This is a genomic window from Insulibacter thermoxylanivorax (genome assembly GCF_015472005.1).
Classification (GTDB): Bacteria; Bacillota; Bacilli; order Paenibacillales; family DA-C8; genus Insulibacter; species Insulibacter thermoxylanivorax.
The window spans coordinates 33052-47784 of sequence record NZ_BMAQ01000014.1; the positions used below are offsets into that span (position 1 = coordinate 33052).

Annotated in this window: 16 protein-coding genes; 1 reads left to right on the forward strand and 15 read right to left on the reverse strand. The window is 54.4% G+C overall.

The features are described 5' to 3' along the window. Window positions 1–22 precede the first annotated feature (22 nt). The 3 genes from PRECH8_RS07630 to PRECH8_RS07640 form a co-directional block, all read right to left on the reverse strand. Window positions 23–535: a dihydrofolate reductase gene (locus PRECH8_RS07630; RefSeq protein ID WP_276569100.1), complete on the reverse strand. Its 513-nt coding sequence runs from the start codon at window positions 533–535 to the stop codon at window positions 23–25. Window positions 536–572: 37 nt separating this feature from the next. Continuing rightward, complete coding sequence (gene thyA / locus PRECH8_RS07635; protein WP_200966502.1) at window positions 573–1367, reverse strand: thymidylate synthase; 795 nt, start codon at window positions 1365–1367, stop codon at window positions 573–575. Window positions 1368–1512: 145 nt separating this feature from the next. Then, window positions 1513–1848, reverse strand: a complete 336-nt coding sequence (locus PRECH8_RS07640) for a thioredoxin family protein (RefSeq protein WP_308808474.1) — start codon at window positions 1846–1848, stop codon at window positions 1513–1515. Between the two features lie 105 nt (window positions 1849–1953). On the opposite strand from PRECH8_RS07640, the gene PRECH8_RS07645 reads away from it, so the two are divergent. After that, window positions 1954–2496: a hypothetical protein gene (locus PRECH8_RS07645; protein ID WP_200966503.1), complete on the forward strand. Its 543-nt coding sequence runs from the start codon at window positions 1954–1956 to the stop codon at window positions 2494–2496. Window positions 2497–2526: 30 nt separating this feature from the next. On the opposite strand, the gene PRECH8_RS07650 is transcribed toward PRECH8_RS07645, so the two are convergent. From PRECH8_RS07650 to PRECH8_RS07705, 12 genes are all read right to left on the reverse strand, one after another. Beyond that, the gene (locus PRECH8_RS07650; protein ID WP_200966504.1) at window positions 2527–3084 is read right to left on the reverse strand and encodes a thioredoxin family protein; all 558 of its coding nucleotides are present in this window, start codon (window positions 3082–3084) and stop codon (window positions 2527–2529) included. Between the two features lie 51 nt (window positions 3085–3135). Beyond that, window positions 3136–4260, reverse strand: coding sequence for a DUF6382 and FHA domain-containing protein (locus tag PRECH8_RS07655; RefSeq protein ID WP_200966505.1), 1125 nt, complete (start codon window positions 4258–4260; stop codon window positions 3136–3138). Beyond that, the gene (locus PRECH8_RS07660; protein WP_200966506.1) at window positions 4257–4694 is read right to left on the reverse strand and encodes an A24 family peptidase; all 438 of its coding nucleotides are present in this window, start codon (window positions 4692–4694) and stop codon (window positions 4257–4259) included. Before PRECH8_RS07660 ends, PRECH8_RS07655 begins: the two co-directional genes overlap by 4 nt. A gap of 86 nt (window positions 4695–4780) precedes the next feature. Next, window positions 4781–5443: a TadE/TadG family type IV pilus assembly protein gene (locus PRECH8_RS07665; RefSeq protein ID WP_200966507.1), complete on the reverse strand. Its 663-nt coding sequence runs from the start codon at window positions 5441–5443 to the stop codon at window positions 4781–4783. Beyond that, window positions 5428–7530, reverse strand: a complete 2103-nt coding sequence (locus PRECH8_RS07670; protein WP_200966508.1) for a hypothetical protein — start codon at window positions 7528–7530, stop codon at window positions 5428–5430. Before PRECH8_RS07670 ends, PRECH8_RS07665 begins: the two co-directional genes overlap by 16 nt. Continuing rightward, entirely contained in the window at window positions 7421–8371 is a 951-nt protein-coding gene (locus tag PRECH8_RS07675) for a hypothetical protein (RefSeq protein WP_200966509.1), read from the reverse strand. Before PRECH8_RS07675 ends, PRECH8_RS07670 begins: the two co-directional genes overlap by 110 nt. A 26-nt stretch (window positions 8372–8397) precedes the next feature. Continuing rightward, complete coding sequence (locus PRECH8_RS07680) at window positions 8398–8601, reverse strand: Flp1 family type IVb pilin (RefSeq protein WP_242457487.1); 204 nt, start codon at window positions 8599–8601, stop codon at window positions 8398–8400. 128 nt (window positions 8602–8729) lie between these two features. Continuing rightward, window positions 8730–9491: a type II secretion system F family protein gene (locus PRECH8_RS07685; RefSeq protein ID WP_200966510.1), complete on the reverse strand. Its 762-nt coding sequence runs from the start codon at window positions 9489–9491 to the stop codon at window positions 8730–8732. Next, the gene (locus PRECH8_RS07690; RefSeq protein ID WP_200966511.1) at window positions 9488–10240 is read right to left on the reverse strand and encodes a type II secretion system F family protein; all 753 of its coding nucleotides are present in this window, start codon (window positions 10238–10240) and stop codon (window positions 9488–9490) included. Before PRECH8_RS07690 ends, PRECH8_RS07685 begins: the two co-directional genes overlap by 4 nt. Then, window positions 10206–11459 carry a TadA family conjugal transfer-associated ATPase gene (locus PRECH8_RS07695; RefSeq protein ID WP_200966512.1) on the reverse strand — a complete coding sequence of 418 codons (1254 nt, stop codon included), beginning with the start codon at window positions 11457–11459 and terminating at the stop codon, window positions 10206–10208. The genes PRECH8_RS07690 and PRECH8_RS07695 overlap by 35 nt, the downstream gene beginning before the upstream one ends. Further along, the gene (locus PRECH8_RS07700) at window positions 11452–12633 is read right to left on the reverse strand and encodes a CpaE/TadZ family protein (RefSeq protein ID WP_200966513.1); all 1182 of its coding nucleotides are present in this window, start codon (window positions 12631–12633) and stop codon (window positions 11452–11454) included. The genes PRECH8_RS07695 and PRECH8_RS07700 overlap by 8 nt, the downstream gene beginning before the upstream one ends. A 143-nt stretch (window positions 12634–12776) precedes the next feature. Next, window positions 12777–14384, reverse strand: a complete 1608-nt coding sequence (locus PRECH8_RS07705) for a serine/threonine protein kinase (protein WP_200966514.1) — start codon at window positions 14382–14384, stop codon at window positions 12777–12779. Between the last annotated feature and the right edge of the window lie 349 nt (window positions 14385–14733).

Consider the following 14733-nt stretch of genomic DNA (forward strand, 5'->3'; position numbering starts at 1 on the left):
TCTTTCGCAGCTAGTGGAATGGTTATGATCTCCGATCTTCGCTTGCTCGGATTCGTTCATAGATGCGGTATTCGAAACGGTAAGGATTGCGTTCGTCGGTCACTCCCGGCGTCACCGACACAAGCTGCCACTCCTCTTCCGCAAGTTCCGGCAGGAACACATCACCTGCAAAATCTTGATCGATATAAGTCAGATAGATACGGTCCGTCTGCGCTAAGAATAAACGGATGATCTCTGCTCCGCCGATGACGAATGCTTCATCGGCATCCTGGACCGCTTGCAGGGTTTCCTCAACGCTGTGCGTGACGGTGCAGCCTTCCGCCCGATATTCGGGATCGCGCGTCAGGACGATATTGTGACGCCCGTCCAAGGCCTTTCCGATCGATTCATGGGTTTTCCTGCCCATGATGATCGGATGGCCCATGGTGATCTTGCGGAATCGTTTCAAATCATCGGGAAGATGCCACGGCAGATCGTTATTCTTGCCGATCGTGCGATCCTTGCCCATGGCAACGATAATCGATAATCTCGTCAATTCATTCACTTCCTTATCTTATGAAAGGATAGCCCGGTTAAACCGCGATCGGCGCTTTGATCCCCGGGTGATGCTGGTAGCCTTCAAACTCGAAATCTTCAAAACGGTAGTCGAAGATGGAGTCCGGCTTGCGCTTGATGACCAATCTAGGGAGCGGATACGGTTTGCGCGACAGCTGCAGCTTCACCTGTTCGATGTGATTGGAATAGATGTGAACATCGCCGCCGGTCCAGATCAGTTCGCCGACATCCAGATCACACTGCTGCGCCACCATATGTGTAAGCAAGGCGTAAGAAGCGATGTTGAAGGGCAGTCCCAGGAAGGTATCCACCGATCGCATCTGGAACATGCAGGACAGCTTGCCGTTCGCCACATAGAACTGGAAAGCATAGTGGCACGGCGGCAGCGCCATGTCCTCGATCTCCGCAGGGTTCCAGGCGCTCACCAGATGGCGGCGGGAGTCCGGATCACGCTTGATCTGTTCGATCACCTTGGAGATCTGATCAATCGTCTCACCGTTCGGCGCGCGCCACGTGCGCCATTGCGCCCCGTATACGCGGCCTAGATTCCCCTCTTCGTCGGCCCACTCATCCCAGATCGTCACGCCGTTATCATGCAGGTATTGGATATTCGTGCTGCCGCTCAGAAACCAGAGCAGCTCATGGACTACAGAACGGATATGGATCCGCTTCGTCGTAATAAGCGGGAAACCTTCGGACAGATTGAACCGCATCTGTCTGCCGAACACCGATATGGTACCGGTGCCTGTCCGGTCTTCCTTCGCCGTGCCATTATCCAAGATATCTTGTAAGAGATTCAGATAAGCTTCCATCGTACACCTCGAATTTACGTAGTCATTGGTCCTATTATAGCAAATTTGCTTTCCCTTCGACAGCCGATATTGGTTCCAGCTGTTCAGCCGAGTCCCCAGCACTTCGTTATATTTCCTTCAGAGAACCGCGCCGCAGGGATAAGATTTAAGCCTGCGTTCCGGCCTTCATCAGACCATGGTTGACGAAGCGTTCATATAACGCGGGCACGGATCCCATGGCATAGATCTTCTCAACGATCCGTCCCTGCTTCAGCACGACGATGCATGGAACGCTCTCGATCTTCCAAACCTTCGCAAGTTCCGGTGCCAGATTCATATTGCAGGTATAAAGCGGCAATTGGTCATCCATCGCATACAGCACTTCCAGCATCTTGCGGGCAGCCATGCAGGTGCCGCACAGCGGCGTATAGAGAAAAACCGCGCACCCCGCATGTTCAAACGTCATCAAGGCCAGCGCTTGTTGTTCGTTGATCTCCTGCACCGTCTGTTCATCCCTTCCTGTAGAAATTCCAATGTTTATTGTATCAATTTATCCCTAATATCGCACAATGTTAAATGAAAATTTCTTGTCAAGGAGGACTATTCGATGAAAAGATGGTTACAGATGACGGCGGCGGCATTGCTGATCCTCATGCTTACAACGCCGGCTGCGGCTGCTGAAGCGTCCTTTATGAAGCCGGAGAAGCAAGATGGACAAGCGCAGGAACAGGGGATGCGAATCCTCGAGCTTGCCGAGCAGTACACTCCGGAACAAGCGGCGAAGTGGAAGGAAGAATTGGCCAAACGCACTGTGCTGCGAGAACAGCTTCACAAGTACAAAAACTCAAGTAAGTACCGCAAGAAGCAGGAAAAGATGAAGCAGGAACTGAAGCAAAAGCTGGACAGCGGCGAGATGACGCAGGAAGATCTCAAGAAGATGATTCAACAGAAAAAGAAGGAATTCGCTGAGAAACACCGCGCCTGGAAAGAAGAAGGCAGCAAGCTGCAGCAGCAATTGGAACAAGCCCTTGCGGAACAAAATGAGCATGAGATCGCTGCTGCACTGAATGCAATGCTAAAGCGCCTCCAGCAATCCAATCAGCGAATGGCCGAGAAACTGCAATCCCTGGATCAGAACATGAAGCCATAAGGAAAAGGTGCCGTTTAGGCACCTTTTTCATTAGGCTTTCCACTTGATATTGCAGCCGATGCTGGGCTTCTGGTCTTCAGAAACCGGCTCGCCTGCGAGGATTGCATCAAGAGCAGCACGGATATCCTTGCCGGTTACCGGGATCTCATTGCCTGGACGAGAATCATCCAGCTGTCCGCGATACACGAGCTTCATGCTGCCATCGAAGATATAGAAATCCGGCGTGCATGCCGCTTGATAAGCTTTGGCCACTTCCTGCGTCTCATCAAAGAGATAAACGAAGGGGAATTTCTTCTCCTCGGCTAATTTCTTCATGTTCTCCGGAGAATCGTCGGGATACGCTTCCACATCGTTGGAGTTGATCGCGATAAAGGAAATCCCCCGCGGTATGTAGTCATTCGCCAGCTGCAACAGCCCATCCAGCACATGTTTTACGAACGGGCAATGATTGCAGATGAACATGATGACCGTCGCGCGATCGGACTTCAGTTCGCTGAGCGACTTCTTCTCCCCCGAAACGACATCCTTAAGCGTAAAATCAGGCGCCTGCGTTCCAAGCGGAATCATATTGGACGGTGTCTGAGCCATCTTATCTCCCTCCTCTGTAATTTACCGTATCTATTATACCACAGGTGCAGCTTATTCCATCACGATATACCCGCTTAGATCGGCGAAAGTTATCCGGTCATGATGCTGGAGCCTTACCGGCGTGTAAGGGACAAGCGGTTGGCCGTTCACATAAGTGCCGTTGCTCGACCCCAGATCGCGAAGGAACCACTCTCCATCGATGCATTTGATTTCCGCATGAATGCGAGACATCAGGGGATGATCACAGCATCCGTTGACCGCCCGGCGATCGCGGCCGATCAGGAATGGATTGGAGGTAATCTCGATCCTTTGATCCGCCTTATGGTCATGCTCGATGATGAGTGCCGCGTGTTTTCTTCCCCCGCCCATCGCCTCCCCTGCAGAAGTAAGCGGCCTTGTATGGCTGGCTGCCGCAATCGAATGAGGGATCTCGTCACGGCTCAAAGCTGGGCTGGACTTTGCGTTGGATGCTGCTGAACCTCTCTTGTTCGATAAGCTTTCCAGCAGATGATGCAGCATCTTGCGTGCACTCATCCGGCCTGGACGGGCTGCAGACTGAGGAGGGGACATCTCTGAAACTTTATGCTGGATCTGATCGTTCCAAGCGATGAGACGGCGCCGCAAACCGGCTAAAGTGAACATGGGATCATCGCAATAGTGAATGAATTTGCGGATGAACCGGGCTTCCCGATTGGTTCTGACCACTTCCATGCCAAGCTTCTGCAGGCCGAGTGCCAGTGCGGATTCAGAAGATGGGACTTCGCTGTCCGGCCAGTATATGAATCGGGCATCAAGCAGTTGTTCTTGCACATAGATCTGCTCCGGGCTAAGGAGGCAGCGGTTTTCGATGAGCCAATGGTCGCGCAGAAGATTTAAGGTATGCGTCACATGAAGCAGGAATTGCAGTCCTTCTGCTTCTGTCACCTCATGGAAACGAAGCCATTCATTTAAGGGTTTGCGCATTCCCGTTCGATATTCCAGTTCCATGGAGGAACCATGGACCTGCATACGGAGGGAGACAAGATACGGCGGCGGACAGCGGGACAGTACGGCTTCATCAATCCTGTCGACACGCGGGATGGGAAGCTCGCCCTGCAGGACCGTCTGCTCTCCCGCCCGGCGATATTGCAAGGGCAGGCGTTCTTTTGCAGATGGAAGCATCTTCACAGCGTTCATAACGGCACCTCCAACATGATGAAGCTGCAGATCATGCCGGGGAGAACGGCATACATAAAGGGAAACTGCACGCGCTCATGCCCTGATCCCTTGCCTCTTCCTGTTCGCAAACGGCGATGCAGCAAGAGGATGATCCCTGCTGCGCCCGCGATGATGAGCGAATAGAACATGCCCGCTGCTCCGATTTCGAAACCGCCGATCGCCCCCAGTGCGGCGAAGAATTTGACATCACCGGCTTCTACGCCGCGGCACAGATAGATCAGCAGCATGAAGCCCATGGATGCCAACATCCCGAGCAATGCATACTGCAGTCCTGCCCATCCCGAGCTGACTCCATGCCAAGCCAAACCGATGATGATCCCGCCGAAGGTCAGCCGGTTCGGAATGATCATCTTCCTGTGATCCGTATAGAAGGCCGTGATTGTTAGGAGCATGATTAAGCTCCAAGTAATGAATTTCAATTCTGCTGCCATACTTCTTAACGTTCACCTCTGTCAATCGTCGTGTATTCTCTACATGGTTATTCTCCGCTTCCGATCCACAGGCGTTCCCATGCGGCCGCCTTTACGGTGATGCTGCGTCGTGCGAAGGGAATGCGCAGCGGCACGGTATATTCGAGCTCCAGCAGCACATACGGCTCTGCGCTGCGGCTAAGAAACGGATAGCGAATCGCCCTTACGTGTAACTGCTCACTGGACATATGTGCGGGCAAATAGCGGGCGACAAACGGTACGAAAGCACGCCTCACCGGTTCGCTCAGCTGCTGTTCGATGTCATCGGCAGCATTCAAAACTTCAGCAACGGCTTGACGAATCGGTTTCGGAATGAGCGGGCCGTATTCTTCGATCCATTCCTCCAAGCCCCGCCTGCCTTCCTCCGCTTCGTTCATCCACTCTTCCAATTGAGCGGCCAGTTCATCCACGCCTGCGGACATTCCCAGGAGGCGGAGCGGATAAGCTTGTACTGCGAGCTGGTGCGCTGCTTGCGCGGCTGCTGAACGAAGACCGGCTTCATAGAGGGACAGCTGTACGAAGCTGATCATCGTGAGCAGGAATGTAAGCAGCAGCGGCACCGCAATCGCAGCTTCCAAGGTGATGCTGCCCGTGTCATCCCGCCAAACCCGGCCGGTTCGCCCATATCGATCCAGATCCGGAAAGCGCAACTGGTTCAGTAATATCCCCATGCCGCCTTCACCTGCGGATGATAGACATACCTGCCAAGAAACAGGGAACGCAGCTTTCCCTCGGCCGCGGTATGCCAATAGGTATAATGTTGTGCCAATCTCACACCCGTGTTCACTTCGATCAGCGCCTGCATCCTTTTTAATTTGTTAGGCTGGGCGCTGTGCAGCAGAAAGAACAACCGCAGATAATCTTTGTAATGCCATGTCAGTGAAGGTGCGATCTTGCTGGAGATGGGCAGTTCTTCGCCGGCAGCGATTCGCTTCGTATCTTGATAGGCCTTAACCGCACCTTCGACAAAGGCCAGCAGCAAAGCGAGAAACGGCGATCCCAGAAAGCGCCAGCTCTTATCAGGCGACATCAGGGCTTCGAGGGTTCGTACGGCTAAGCGAAAAGCGAAGATCTCCCAGTAAGCAGCGGAATAGTTCGCCGCACAGGAATGAAACCCGTACAGGATATATTCCGCTTCCTGGTTATACAGCGCATGACTGGACGGAATCGAGAGGGCTTCTCCCCTTTCCTCAGCCTGATACGTTCGATAATTAAAAGTCGTCAGCGCATACTCATTCACATAGATCGATTCTGAGACCTGTTGCAGCAGATATCCGATCATCTGTGCCATGCCGACGGCATCCGCTTGTGCATCCCGCCCCTCGCCATAGGGCCGATCCCCGTATCCTCCTGCCGCTGTCTCGGTCTTGGTTTGCAATTGCTGATACAGCTCGCGTTCCGTTTGTCGGCGGTCAGGATCACAGCCCGTTAAGCTGCTCCGCACCTTATCCGCTTGTTCTTCCAAACGCCCTTGTGCATCTTCGATCTCTGCCGTGAGCTCCGCTTGCTTCCTTCTTCGCTCGGACTCAGAGGCTGCAATCTGCTTCAACCATGTCCGCCAATCGTTAACCAACTGCGCGATCCGACTGGCGGCCGGTTCGGGAAGTTGATCGCGAAGATGGACCACATCCGAACGCAGCTCATCCAATCGCCGCAGATCGACATCGACGCGTGTCCTGATCCGATCAAAATCTTCATCAGCCATGAGGTCAACGGATTGCATGATCTCTTCCCCAAGATCCATCTCCCAGCTGTCGATTAGATGATGAAGCTGACGATTTGCCTTCTCGGCATCTCCAAGCGCGGAAAGCAGTTCAGCGCTGATTGGAATCACCTGAGAGCGGATGGCCTCATAGCGCTGACGGATGTCTCTCAGCCGCTGCAGCCAAGCCTCATAATCGGCAAGCTTCGCTTGGTTCGCGGCGATGGCTTGATCCAGCTGCGCCAGCAGCATGAGATCTCCCTCGCTTAGTGAAGCTTGCTGCATAATCAGAGAACGCTCTGCTTCCCATTGTCTGATCTGATCCCGCAACGCTGAGGGATCCATCCGCATCATCTCCCGGTGGCCCGGTTCAAGGGCGCGAATCTCACCCGCCAGTTCGTCCAGATCGCCTGATATCCAGTTGTCCCACTCGTGATAAGCACGCCAGACCTTCATCATTCCCTCCTCCCGCCGATTCATGAGGCGATGCATCTCCTTGGCCTCACCAGCGAAGGAAGCCAAGTCCTGCATAGCCTTGCTGATCCCTGTCTTCTGGAACTTGTTTGCGACCTGCGCGGCATATTCGATCGGCGCCCGATACTTCATCTCTTCTAAGATCTGCTCGCGAAACACTTCCAGGTCGGCTAGACTTCGCTCGAACTTCAGCTCGCCATGGACTTGATCCGCATATGCCCAGCCATGTCCCGTGTTACGTTCTAATACATGTGAGAAGATCGCATGGGTCTCCGGCCCGTCAGCGGCGCCAAATAACCCATACCTCTGCAAGTCATTGTTATATGCACCTCCAACAGATCTTAATGCAGCTTTCGCCGCATATTCCATCTGCTGATGAGCCAGCTTGGAACGGGCAAATTCGATCAACACCGCTTGAAACAAATAAATGGGTACGATAAGAACGACGATGAAGACGGTGACAGCACCGCGTTCACTGCGTATAAGGATCACCTCCCAGATGGATCTCCGCTTGAATTCCCCGTGCGGCCAGCTGTTCCAGCAGATGCTGCGACGGCGGCGGATTGCGGTTATCGGTGCCAAGGAAGAAATGCCAGACCACCCGCTCCAACACGCCTTCCTTAAGCAGTTCGGCATCCTTGTCCGCCTGCAAGAGAATCTGGCTTTCCCGATAGGTATAAAACGCCTGGTGCGCTGTCCCGGATACATAACTATCAATCAAGCGATCCCCATGCGAGGTTGTATACCGCTTCTCCACACCCCCGGTATGAAGCCTCAGCCATCGCGCCGCTTCCTCGTGGGAGGCGACCTTTGCGGTCTTGCCGTCCGCCGCAGGTTCTGCAAACAGAGACCTTGCTTCTTCCGGCGACATCGCCGCACGGCCGATACCCGTATAGGTTCTGATAAGATTAATGCCGCGCAGATATTCAGCTGGATCGCTGATCGTATACACCGCTGTCACCCGCCGTTCACTTGTGAATAACTGCTGCAGCCAGAGCGGCAGGCGAAGGGGCTTAACCAGTTCCACGGTGATCACTTTCTCAGCGATCCGGTTCTCGTAGCGGATCTCGCCGCGGATTCCAGAAGGAACAACGGCAGTCCGCCTGAGTTTGCGCATGGGAAGGGACCCGGGTTCTTCATCTTCTTGACTTGGAATCAGATGTATGATATGCGAACCTATTCCTCCCGTTAAGAACGGCAGGCTGCCGTCCGATGTCAACCGCCAGTACAAGCCATCGTCCCTGCCCTGCTCTACGAAGCCGCTGACCGGTTCCTTGTAGCTGTTATCCCATATATAGGCCGCTCGTTCAGCCATCTCCTGGGCAAGGCTGAATAACACCGCGTGTTGATAGATGATCAGCCCCGCATAGAGCCCGATGATCATCAGGAGGAGCAAGATCGGCATGCCGATCGCTGCTTCCATGGTGAAAGCACCGCTGCGGCCGCTGATCACGGGAATAAGCCGCGGGGCGGAGCATCGTTCTGGATGTTGTTGATCGTCGTGTCCGTATCGCTGAACAGCCCTGTGACCCATTCGAGAATCCATTGCCGGAAGGCAAAGGCGACCAGGACGAGAACCGCGATGATGATGATAATCTCCAAAGTGCCGATTCCCTTCTCGCTGTGCCACAAACGCCGCAACATCGTAGTCATGCATGTCACCTCACTTCCTTCGATTCAGAATCTCCTCTGGTTTAGAACATTCGCCTGCAAGCAGGCAGCTTAGAAAACAATAGACAATATCCCGTGAATGATGCCTGACCTAATGCTGATCAGTCCCCTTAGGAACCCAGGAACATCACGGCCGGCGCGGCAACGATGATTAAGACTGCGATGAAGATGACGATCAGCGGGAATATCATCTTCACCGTCGTCTCCTCCGCCCGCTTGCGCACCAAGGCAAGGCGCTTATCCCACATCTGCCGTGAGATATCGAGCAAGGTATCGAGGGTTGAATCACCTCCCCGCAAGGTGTGCGACAGCAGGATCGTGACGATGGACCGCATCTCATTCGTATCCGCCTGTTCTGCCAACTCATGAAGCACTTGCGACAGCGATGCTTGATAGGACAGCTTCGCAGCCGCTTGATGGAGGGCAGCTGCAAGCGGACCTGTTCGGTGTTGCCACTTCTTGGCCATCTGCTGAAGGGCTGCTGGCACAGGATAACCGGCATAGAGATAGATGACCAAGATCTGCAGCCATTCGGGGAGTTCATAAGTGATCTGCTCGCGGTATGCTTCGGCAGCATCAATCACCATGCGATAGCGTAGGATGGGGCAGCCGAGGAATGTGACGAATCCAAGCAAGAGCCAGACGACATCTCCCGTAAGCAGCATGATAAGCAGGCAGAGAAGGAAGCTCATGCTCCCGACGGTCAACACCCGGCTCCACCAATCCGCTGCGTATGCTGCTTCTTCTTGACGCTTAGTGCTGTGCAAGCGATATGCATGGGTCAGCCGATAGGAGATCACCGGGAAGCGGCGTACCATAAACCGCGCAGCCGGCTGAGCAGCCTTCACAAGATGAAGTCTCTGCCGCGTCACAGCCGTTTCCTCCGCAGCAGAAAGAAGGTCCAGATATGTCCTGCGAGGATCAGCGCCAGCGCGCAGGTGATGACGAGCCGCCCGCTGCCGCTGTAGAGCGGCGCCGCATATTCGGGCGAACCGATGAGGATCAGCCCGACCATCGCATAAGGCGCGAGATTCATCATGATCCCTTCCGTCTGCTTCTGCGCCATAATCACCTGCACATCTTGGTCCGCTTGGATCTTCGCAGCGATGAGCTCCGCCGTCTTGCGCAGATGCAGCAGCAGATTGCCTCCATTGCGGCGGTATACCGCCAGCGTCTCGGTAAACAGCACCCAGTCCTCCGTCACCCAAAGCTCAGCGGTATCCGCTAACGCGCGTTCCAATGGTTCACCCAGCATAACCCGCTGATTCACCTTGGTTAGCATCGCCAGCAGCCCGCTTCTCTCCTGCACATGTTCCCGACGCAGGTCCCCCTCGATCTCACGAAATGCGGACTCCAGGGAATGCCCGGCATAGAGCGCCGAGATTAACGCTTGCAGGAAACGCGAAAACTCCAATTGCTGCAGGGCATATCTGCGGCGCTCTAGAACACTTCGAACCAGAGGGACGACAAACCACCCTCCGGGGACGAGCAGCAGCGGAATGAGAGGATGTTGATAGAACATCCAACCGATCCCATAGGCAGCTGCCCCGCCGCCGGCCGCAAGTACGACATCCAGCCGGGACCATCTAATCCAAGCCAGCCGCTTCCAGATGCGCTTCATCCTGACCACCTGCCTTGTTCCATTTTGCTCGTCTGATCAACCGATTCCCCGTAGGCTTCAGCCCGCCCAAGATCCGGCCGTCCTCTGCCGTCCCACATTCCTGAAAGCGGAACAGCGGATTCAGTTGAATCTCATCGCCTGCTAAGCCCGCCACTTCGCTGATCTCTACCACACGTCTGGAATAGTCCCTAAGCCGTTCGATATGAATCATGATATCGATCGCTGAGCAGATCTGCTTGCGTATGACGGGAAGCGGCAAGGCGGTATCGGACAATACCATCGTCTCTAGACGGGAGAACATATCCGCGATCGAGTTGCTGTGGCCGGTGGAGATGGATCCATCATGGCCTGTGTTCATCGCTTGCAGCATATCAATCGCTTCGCTGCCGCGGATCTCGCCGACGATGATGCGATCGGGCCGCATCCGAAGAGAGGTCCGAATCAGCTGCCGGATCGTGATCTCACCCTTGCCCTCCATATTCGCATTGCGCGCTTCAAGACGGACGAGATTATCCAGATGAAGCAGTCTCAGTTCCGCCGAATCCTCGATGGTGATGACCCGTTCATCCTTGGGGATGCAGCCGGACAGCGCATTCAGCAGCGTCGTCTTGCCGGTGCCCGTCCCTCCGCTGATGAAGATGTTATATCCGGCAGCCACGATCTGTGAGAGGAAGCCGGCCGCTTCCTGCGACAACATCCCCCTTGCTGCAAGTTCATCGAGATCCGGCGTCGACGCTGGAAACTTGCGAATGGTCAGCGTGGGTCCGCCCAGGCTGACCGGCGGCAGGACGATATTGACCCGCGATCCGTCGCGCAGCCGGGCGTCAACGATCGGCGAAGACGTATTGACGATGCGGTTCACCTCCGAAGCGATGAGCTGTATGCAGTCGTCGAGATCTTCAGGACGTGCAAACCGCACCTCTGACTTCTCGATCTTCCCATGACGTTCGATGAAAATCTCATCGAAGCGGTTCACCATCACCTCCGTGATCGTCTCGTCATCCAGCAGAGGCTGCAGGACATCATAGCCGCGCATCGCATGGAAGATCCGTTCGATGAGGCTGCGCTTATCCTCCAGGTTCAGGTAATGCTCCCGGGCATAGAGGAAAACCTCATCCTCGATCCACTGCCTCACCTGATCGTCCCCGATCTCCGCTATGCTGGCCGCCCGCTCCTGAACGCGGGAGCGAATATATGGAATCACCGCTGCTTCATCCATGAATCTCCGCACCTCCGCGTAACACGGCGGATTCCCGGATGAGGCGCTGCAGGACGCTGCTGTATCTTGCATCCGGCATCTTTGCTGGATCCTCCTGCTCCCTAAGTGAGGGCACATGTGGCAGCACAGCCTCCGCATATTCGGGCAGCGGATCGACACCGATGCCAGCAGGAGCGTGCACGTGATTTAGGAGACATCGGACGCTGCTTCTCTCCGCGAACACCTTAAGCGCAGGAAAACCTTGCAAATCCCGCTTGGACCAAGGCAGGATCATCCAGCATTCATCGTGGGCAAGACGTCCTTCGAGCAGATCATCGAGAAAATAGGCATCCAGATCGAGCACGATCGTCTCGAATCCCAAGCCGGCGAACAGCCGGCAAGCTTCGTTGAGATGGGCGGTCTCCACATCCCGAAGATCCCGGCGTACAGCGGGCGCCCGAAAACAATACACCCCCGACGCCGCATGCCTTCCGCAGTAGCGATGCCATGAACCTTCCAGTTCCTCAGGTCTGGTCGTTAATGCATACAGGAATCGTGAAAAATCATATTCCACATTCGCGGTTAAGGAAGGTTCCGGGTACAGATCCAGATGCATATAGAGCACCTTCTCCTGACGCAACGCCAGCATGCCTGCAAGCTGACAGGAAACGGTTGTCACGCCGCTGCCGCCATAGGGAGAGACGATGCCGATGACGGCGGCAGGCCGCGGCTGAGGCTTCTCTCCGCTGCGAGAGGTTACGCCTTCCAGATGCGCCGAATGGTTCGGCCTGCCAACCCTGTACAGATGCTGCAGCAGTTCGGACACCGGTTGATACCGGAATAGTCGGTTCGGTGAAGCGGGATCTTGGCGCTCTGTCAGAACGAACCAGCGGGCACGCTTATGTTCAGACTTATCGGATGGAGACTGATCGGTTTCGCGTTTATCGGTTGCCGGCATATCGGTAAGAAGAAGCTTGCCCAGCTTAGAATCATCGTTCTTCTCCTGAAGTTCCGCCGCTTCCTCATCGAGCAGGAAGACCGCTTCCGAATCAAATTCCTCGCTGAACACAAGAAGACTCTGCACATCGGAGAAGCGATGGATGAGCACCCGTTCCTGCCAAGGACTGTTCTGTATATACCTAATGAATCTCTCAGCATACTCCTGATCCCTCGTCAAAAATGCCAGTTCCAACACAACACAACGCCCCCTCCCCATCAAAAAAAGCACACGCCAACCGATGAACGTCGACGGTGCTTCCGTTTTCAAATATTCTATATGTTAGATGATCTTATATGATAGACAGCCGTATCTTGTTGGCAAACGTCTCATGTAACCAACTACGATCGTCTCCCCCGGCCCGGATGCAGCAGACGGATCCGCCTTGATCTGCGCTTCCATCTCTTCGGATACGGAATTCCCCAGCGTGCTGTGAGGCGTTTGTAAACGTCTTGAAGTTCATGATCGCAACTCTCGGTGATCTTCAGATCGATGCGCAGCGGAAACATCCCCCACGGCACCCGCCGCGCCTGACTATGCTGATAGGCAGTGATATAGATATTGGGACGGTGTTGCTGCATCTGCATGATCAGCTCTAAGGTCTTCTCTGTATCCCGGCGAACCCACTTGTGCTGCCGGGAATCAATCGCGCAGACGATATATTCCGCCCGCCGCAGCATCTCCTGAGCAAACTCATCCTGCCAATGGCAGCCGATCTCGATGATCAGCGTATCTGCTCGTATATACAGCAAGGAGCGGTACCATTGTTCCAGGGAGAAGCGCGGTGCTGAAGTTTCCGGTGACAACGGATACAGTTCAACGTCTCCCAGCATCCATTCCGCCGCCTTGTGACCCTGCGATTCTCTTCCGGACCGGTCCAATAGATAGGTATATGAGTCTGGAGCTGTCACCTCGCCGCCCATCATATGGACATATTCCGGGACATGGGAGTATTCAACAAGGGCACAGGAGATGCCGGCCGCTTGCAACGCACCAGCGATGCCTAAAGCGGTGCGCGTAGCACCTGCCCCTTGGTACAAGGATCCGACGATGACGCAAGCACCGCGTCTTGCAGCAAGCGGCAGATCCCCTCCATCTTCTGGTGCAAGCTGAGACATCGCCTCTTTCGGATCCGGCTCCTTCCCCCGTAATCCTTCAAGCGCCGCTTTCACCTCTGCTGCAGAAGCCGGCCGTTCTTCCGGAAGTTTATGCATGCAATGAGCCAACAGCACGCCGAGCTCATAGCTCTCTTCGGACAAATAGGAAAAGAGATCTTCGCCGTAAGTCAACGTTCTTCCGCCGGTTGCCATGTAGAATAACAGAGCGCCCAGCTGATACAGATCCGTGCGCACATCGCTCTGCCGTCCTTGCAGCTGTTCCGGAGCCAGGAACCCTGGACTTCCCAGCAGCATGGTATCTTGTACTTTGTGCTCTTGGTATATTCGAGAGATGCCGAAATCGATCAAGTGCGCATGCCCTTCATCATCCATGATGACATTATCCGGTTTCAGATCGCGGTGGATGATTGGTGCGGGCTGGCAATGCAGATAATCGAGCACATCGCAAAGCTCTACGCCGAACGTGATCACTTCACGAAGCCTTAATGGCCCTCGCTCGTCCACAAGCTGCTTGATCGTCCGGCCGGGTACCAGTTCCATGATCAGGTAGGATACCCCGCGTTCAGCGAACCGATAGTAATCCACGATTTTCGGCAGCCGTGGATGATCCAGCTTCAGCAGCATCTGGAGTTCATGCGTATGCTGCTTGACATCAGCGGATTCATAATGCACTTCCTTGACCGCCCATCGCTTGCCGGCAAGCCGCAAATCCTCAGCCGAATAGACCGCAGCCATCCCGCCTTGCCCGATGCATTCGATCACCCGGTAGCGATGCGCCAGCACATCGCCGGGTGCTAATCGGTTCCTCAGTCCCGCTCCCCCCTGTCGCAAAATCGATGAACAAAACAAAAAAGCACGCACAATCCCTAAATTGGATTGCGGTGCTTCCGCTTATGGGTAATAATAACATTCCACATCCAGGAAATCAAGTCTTAATTTTAGTAAATTTCAACATGCATTCATCCGTTCCTGATATAAATCTTGCAGAAATCTGATTAGATCATGCGCCCCTCTTTCATGAAGAAGCTGTAGATAGAGTTCCTCCTTGATCAGTCGATCCGTTTTTTGCCAATCTTATCATATGATACTTCAACGGACTAGCTTGTTCCATCATCATGTATTTTCATCACGATTCTTCTGCGTTATTAGGTGTCAATTACCATTTACTACATGATAAGAG

Bases quoted from the DNA above. Each gene is read 5' to 3' on its own strand.
- PRECH8_RS07650 (WP_200966504.1), bottom strand. From the start codon at position 3,084: ATGGCTCAGACACCGTCCAATATGATTCCGCTTGGAACGCAGGCGCCT.
- PRECH8_RS07690 (WP_200966511.1), bottom strand. From the start codon at position 10,240: ATGAAGCGCATCTGGAAGCGGCTGGCTTGGATTAGATGGTCCCGGCTG.
- PRECH8_RS07675 (WP_200966509.1), bottom strand. From the start codon at position 8,371: ATGGAAGCAGCGATCGGCATGCCGATCTTGCTCCTCCTGATGATCATC.
- PRECH8_RS07665 (WP_200966507.1), bottom strand. From the start codon at position 5,443: ATGGGGATATTACTGAACCAGTTGCGCTTTCCGGATCTGGATCGATAT.
- PRECH8_RS07660 (WP_200966506.1), bottom strand. From the start codon at position 4,694: ATGCTCCTAACAATCACGGCCTTCTATACGGATCACAGGAAGATGATC.
- PRECH8_RS07695 (WP_200966512.1), bottom strand. From the start codon at position 11,459: ATGGATGAAGCAGCGGTGATTCCATATATTCGCTCCCGCGTTCAGGAG.
- PRECH8_RS07645 (WP_200966503.1), top strand. From the start codon at position 1,954: ATGAAAAGATGGTTACAGATGACGGCGGCGGCATTGCTGATCCTCATG.
- PRECH8_RS07655 (WP_200966505.1), bottom strand. From the start codon at position 4,260: ATGAACGCTGTGAAGATGCTTCCATCTGCAAAAGAACGCCTGCCCTTG.
- thyA (WP_200966502.1), bottom strand. From the start codon at position 1,367: ATGGAAGCTTATCTGAATCTCTTACAAGATATCTTGGATAATGGCACG.
- PRECH8_RS07680 (WP_242457487.1), bottom strand. From the start codon at position 8,601: ATGACTACGATGTTGCGGCGTTTGTGGCACAGCGAGAAGGGAATCGGC.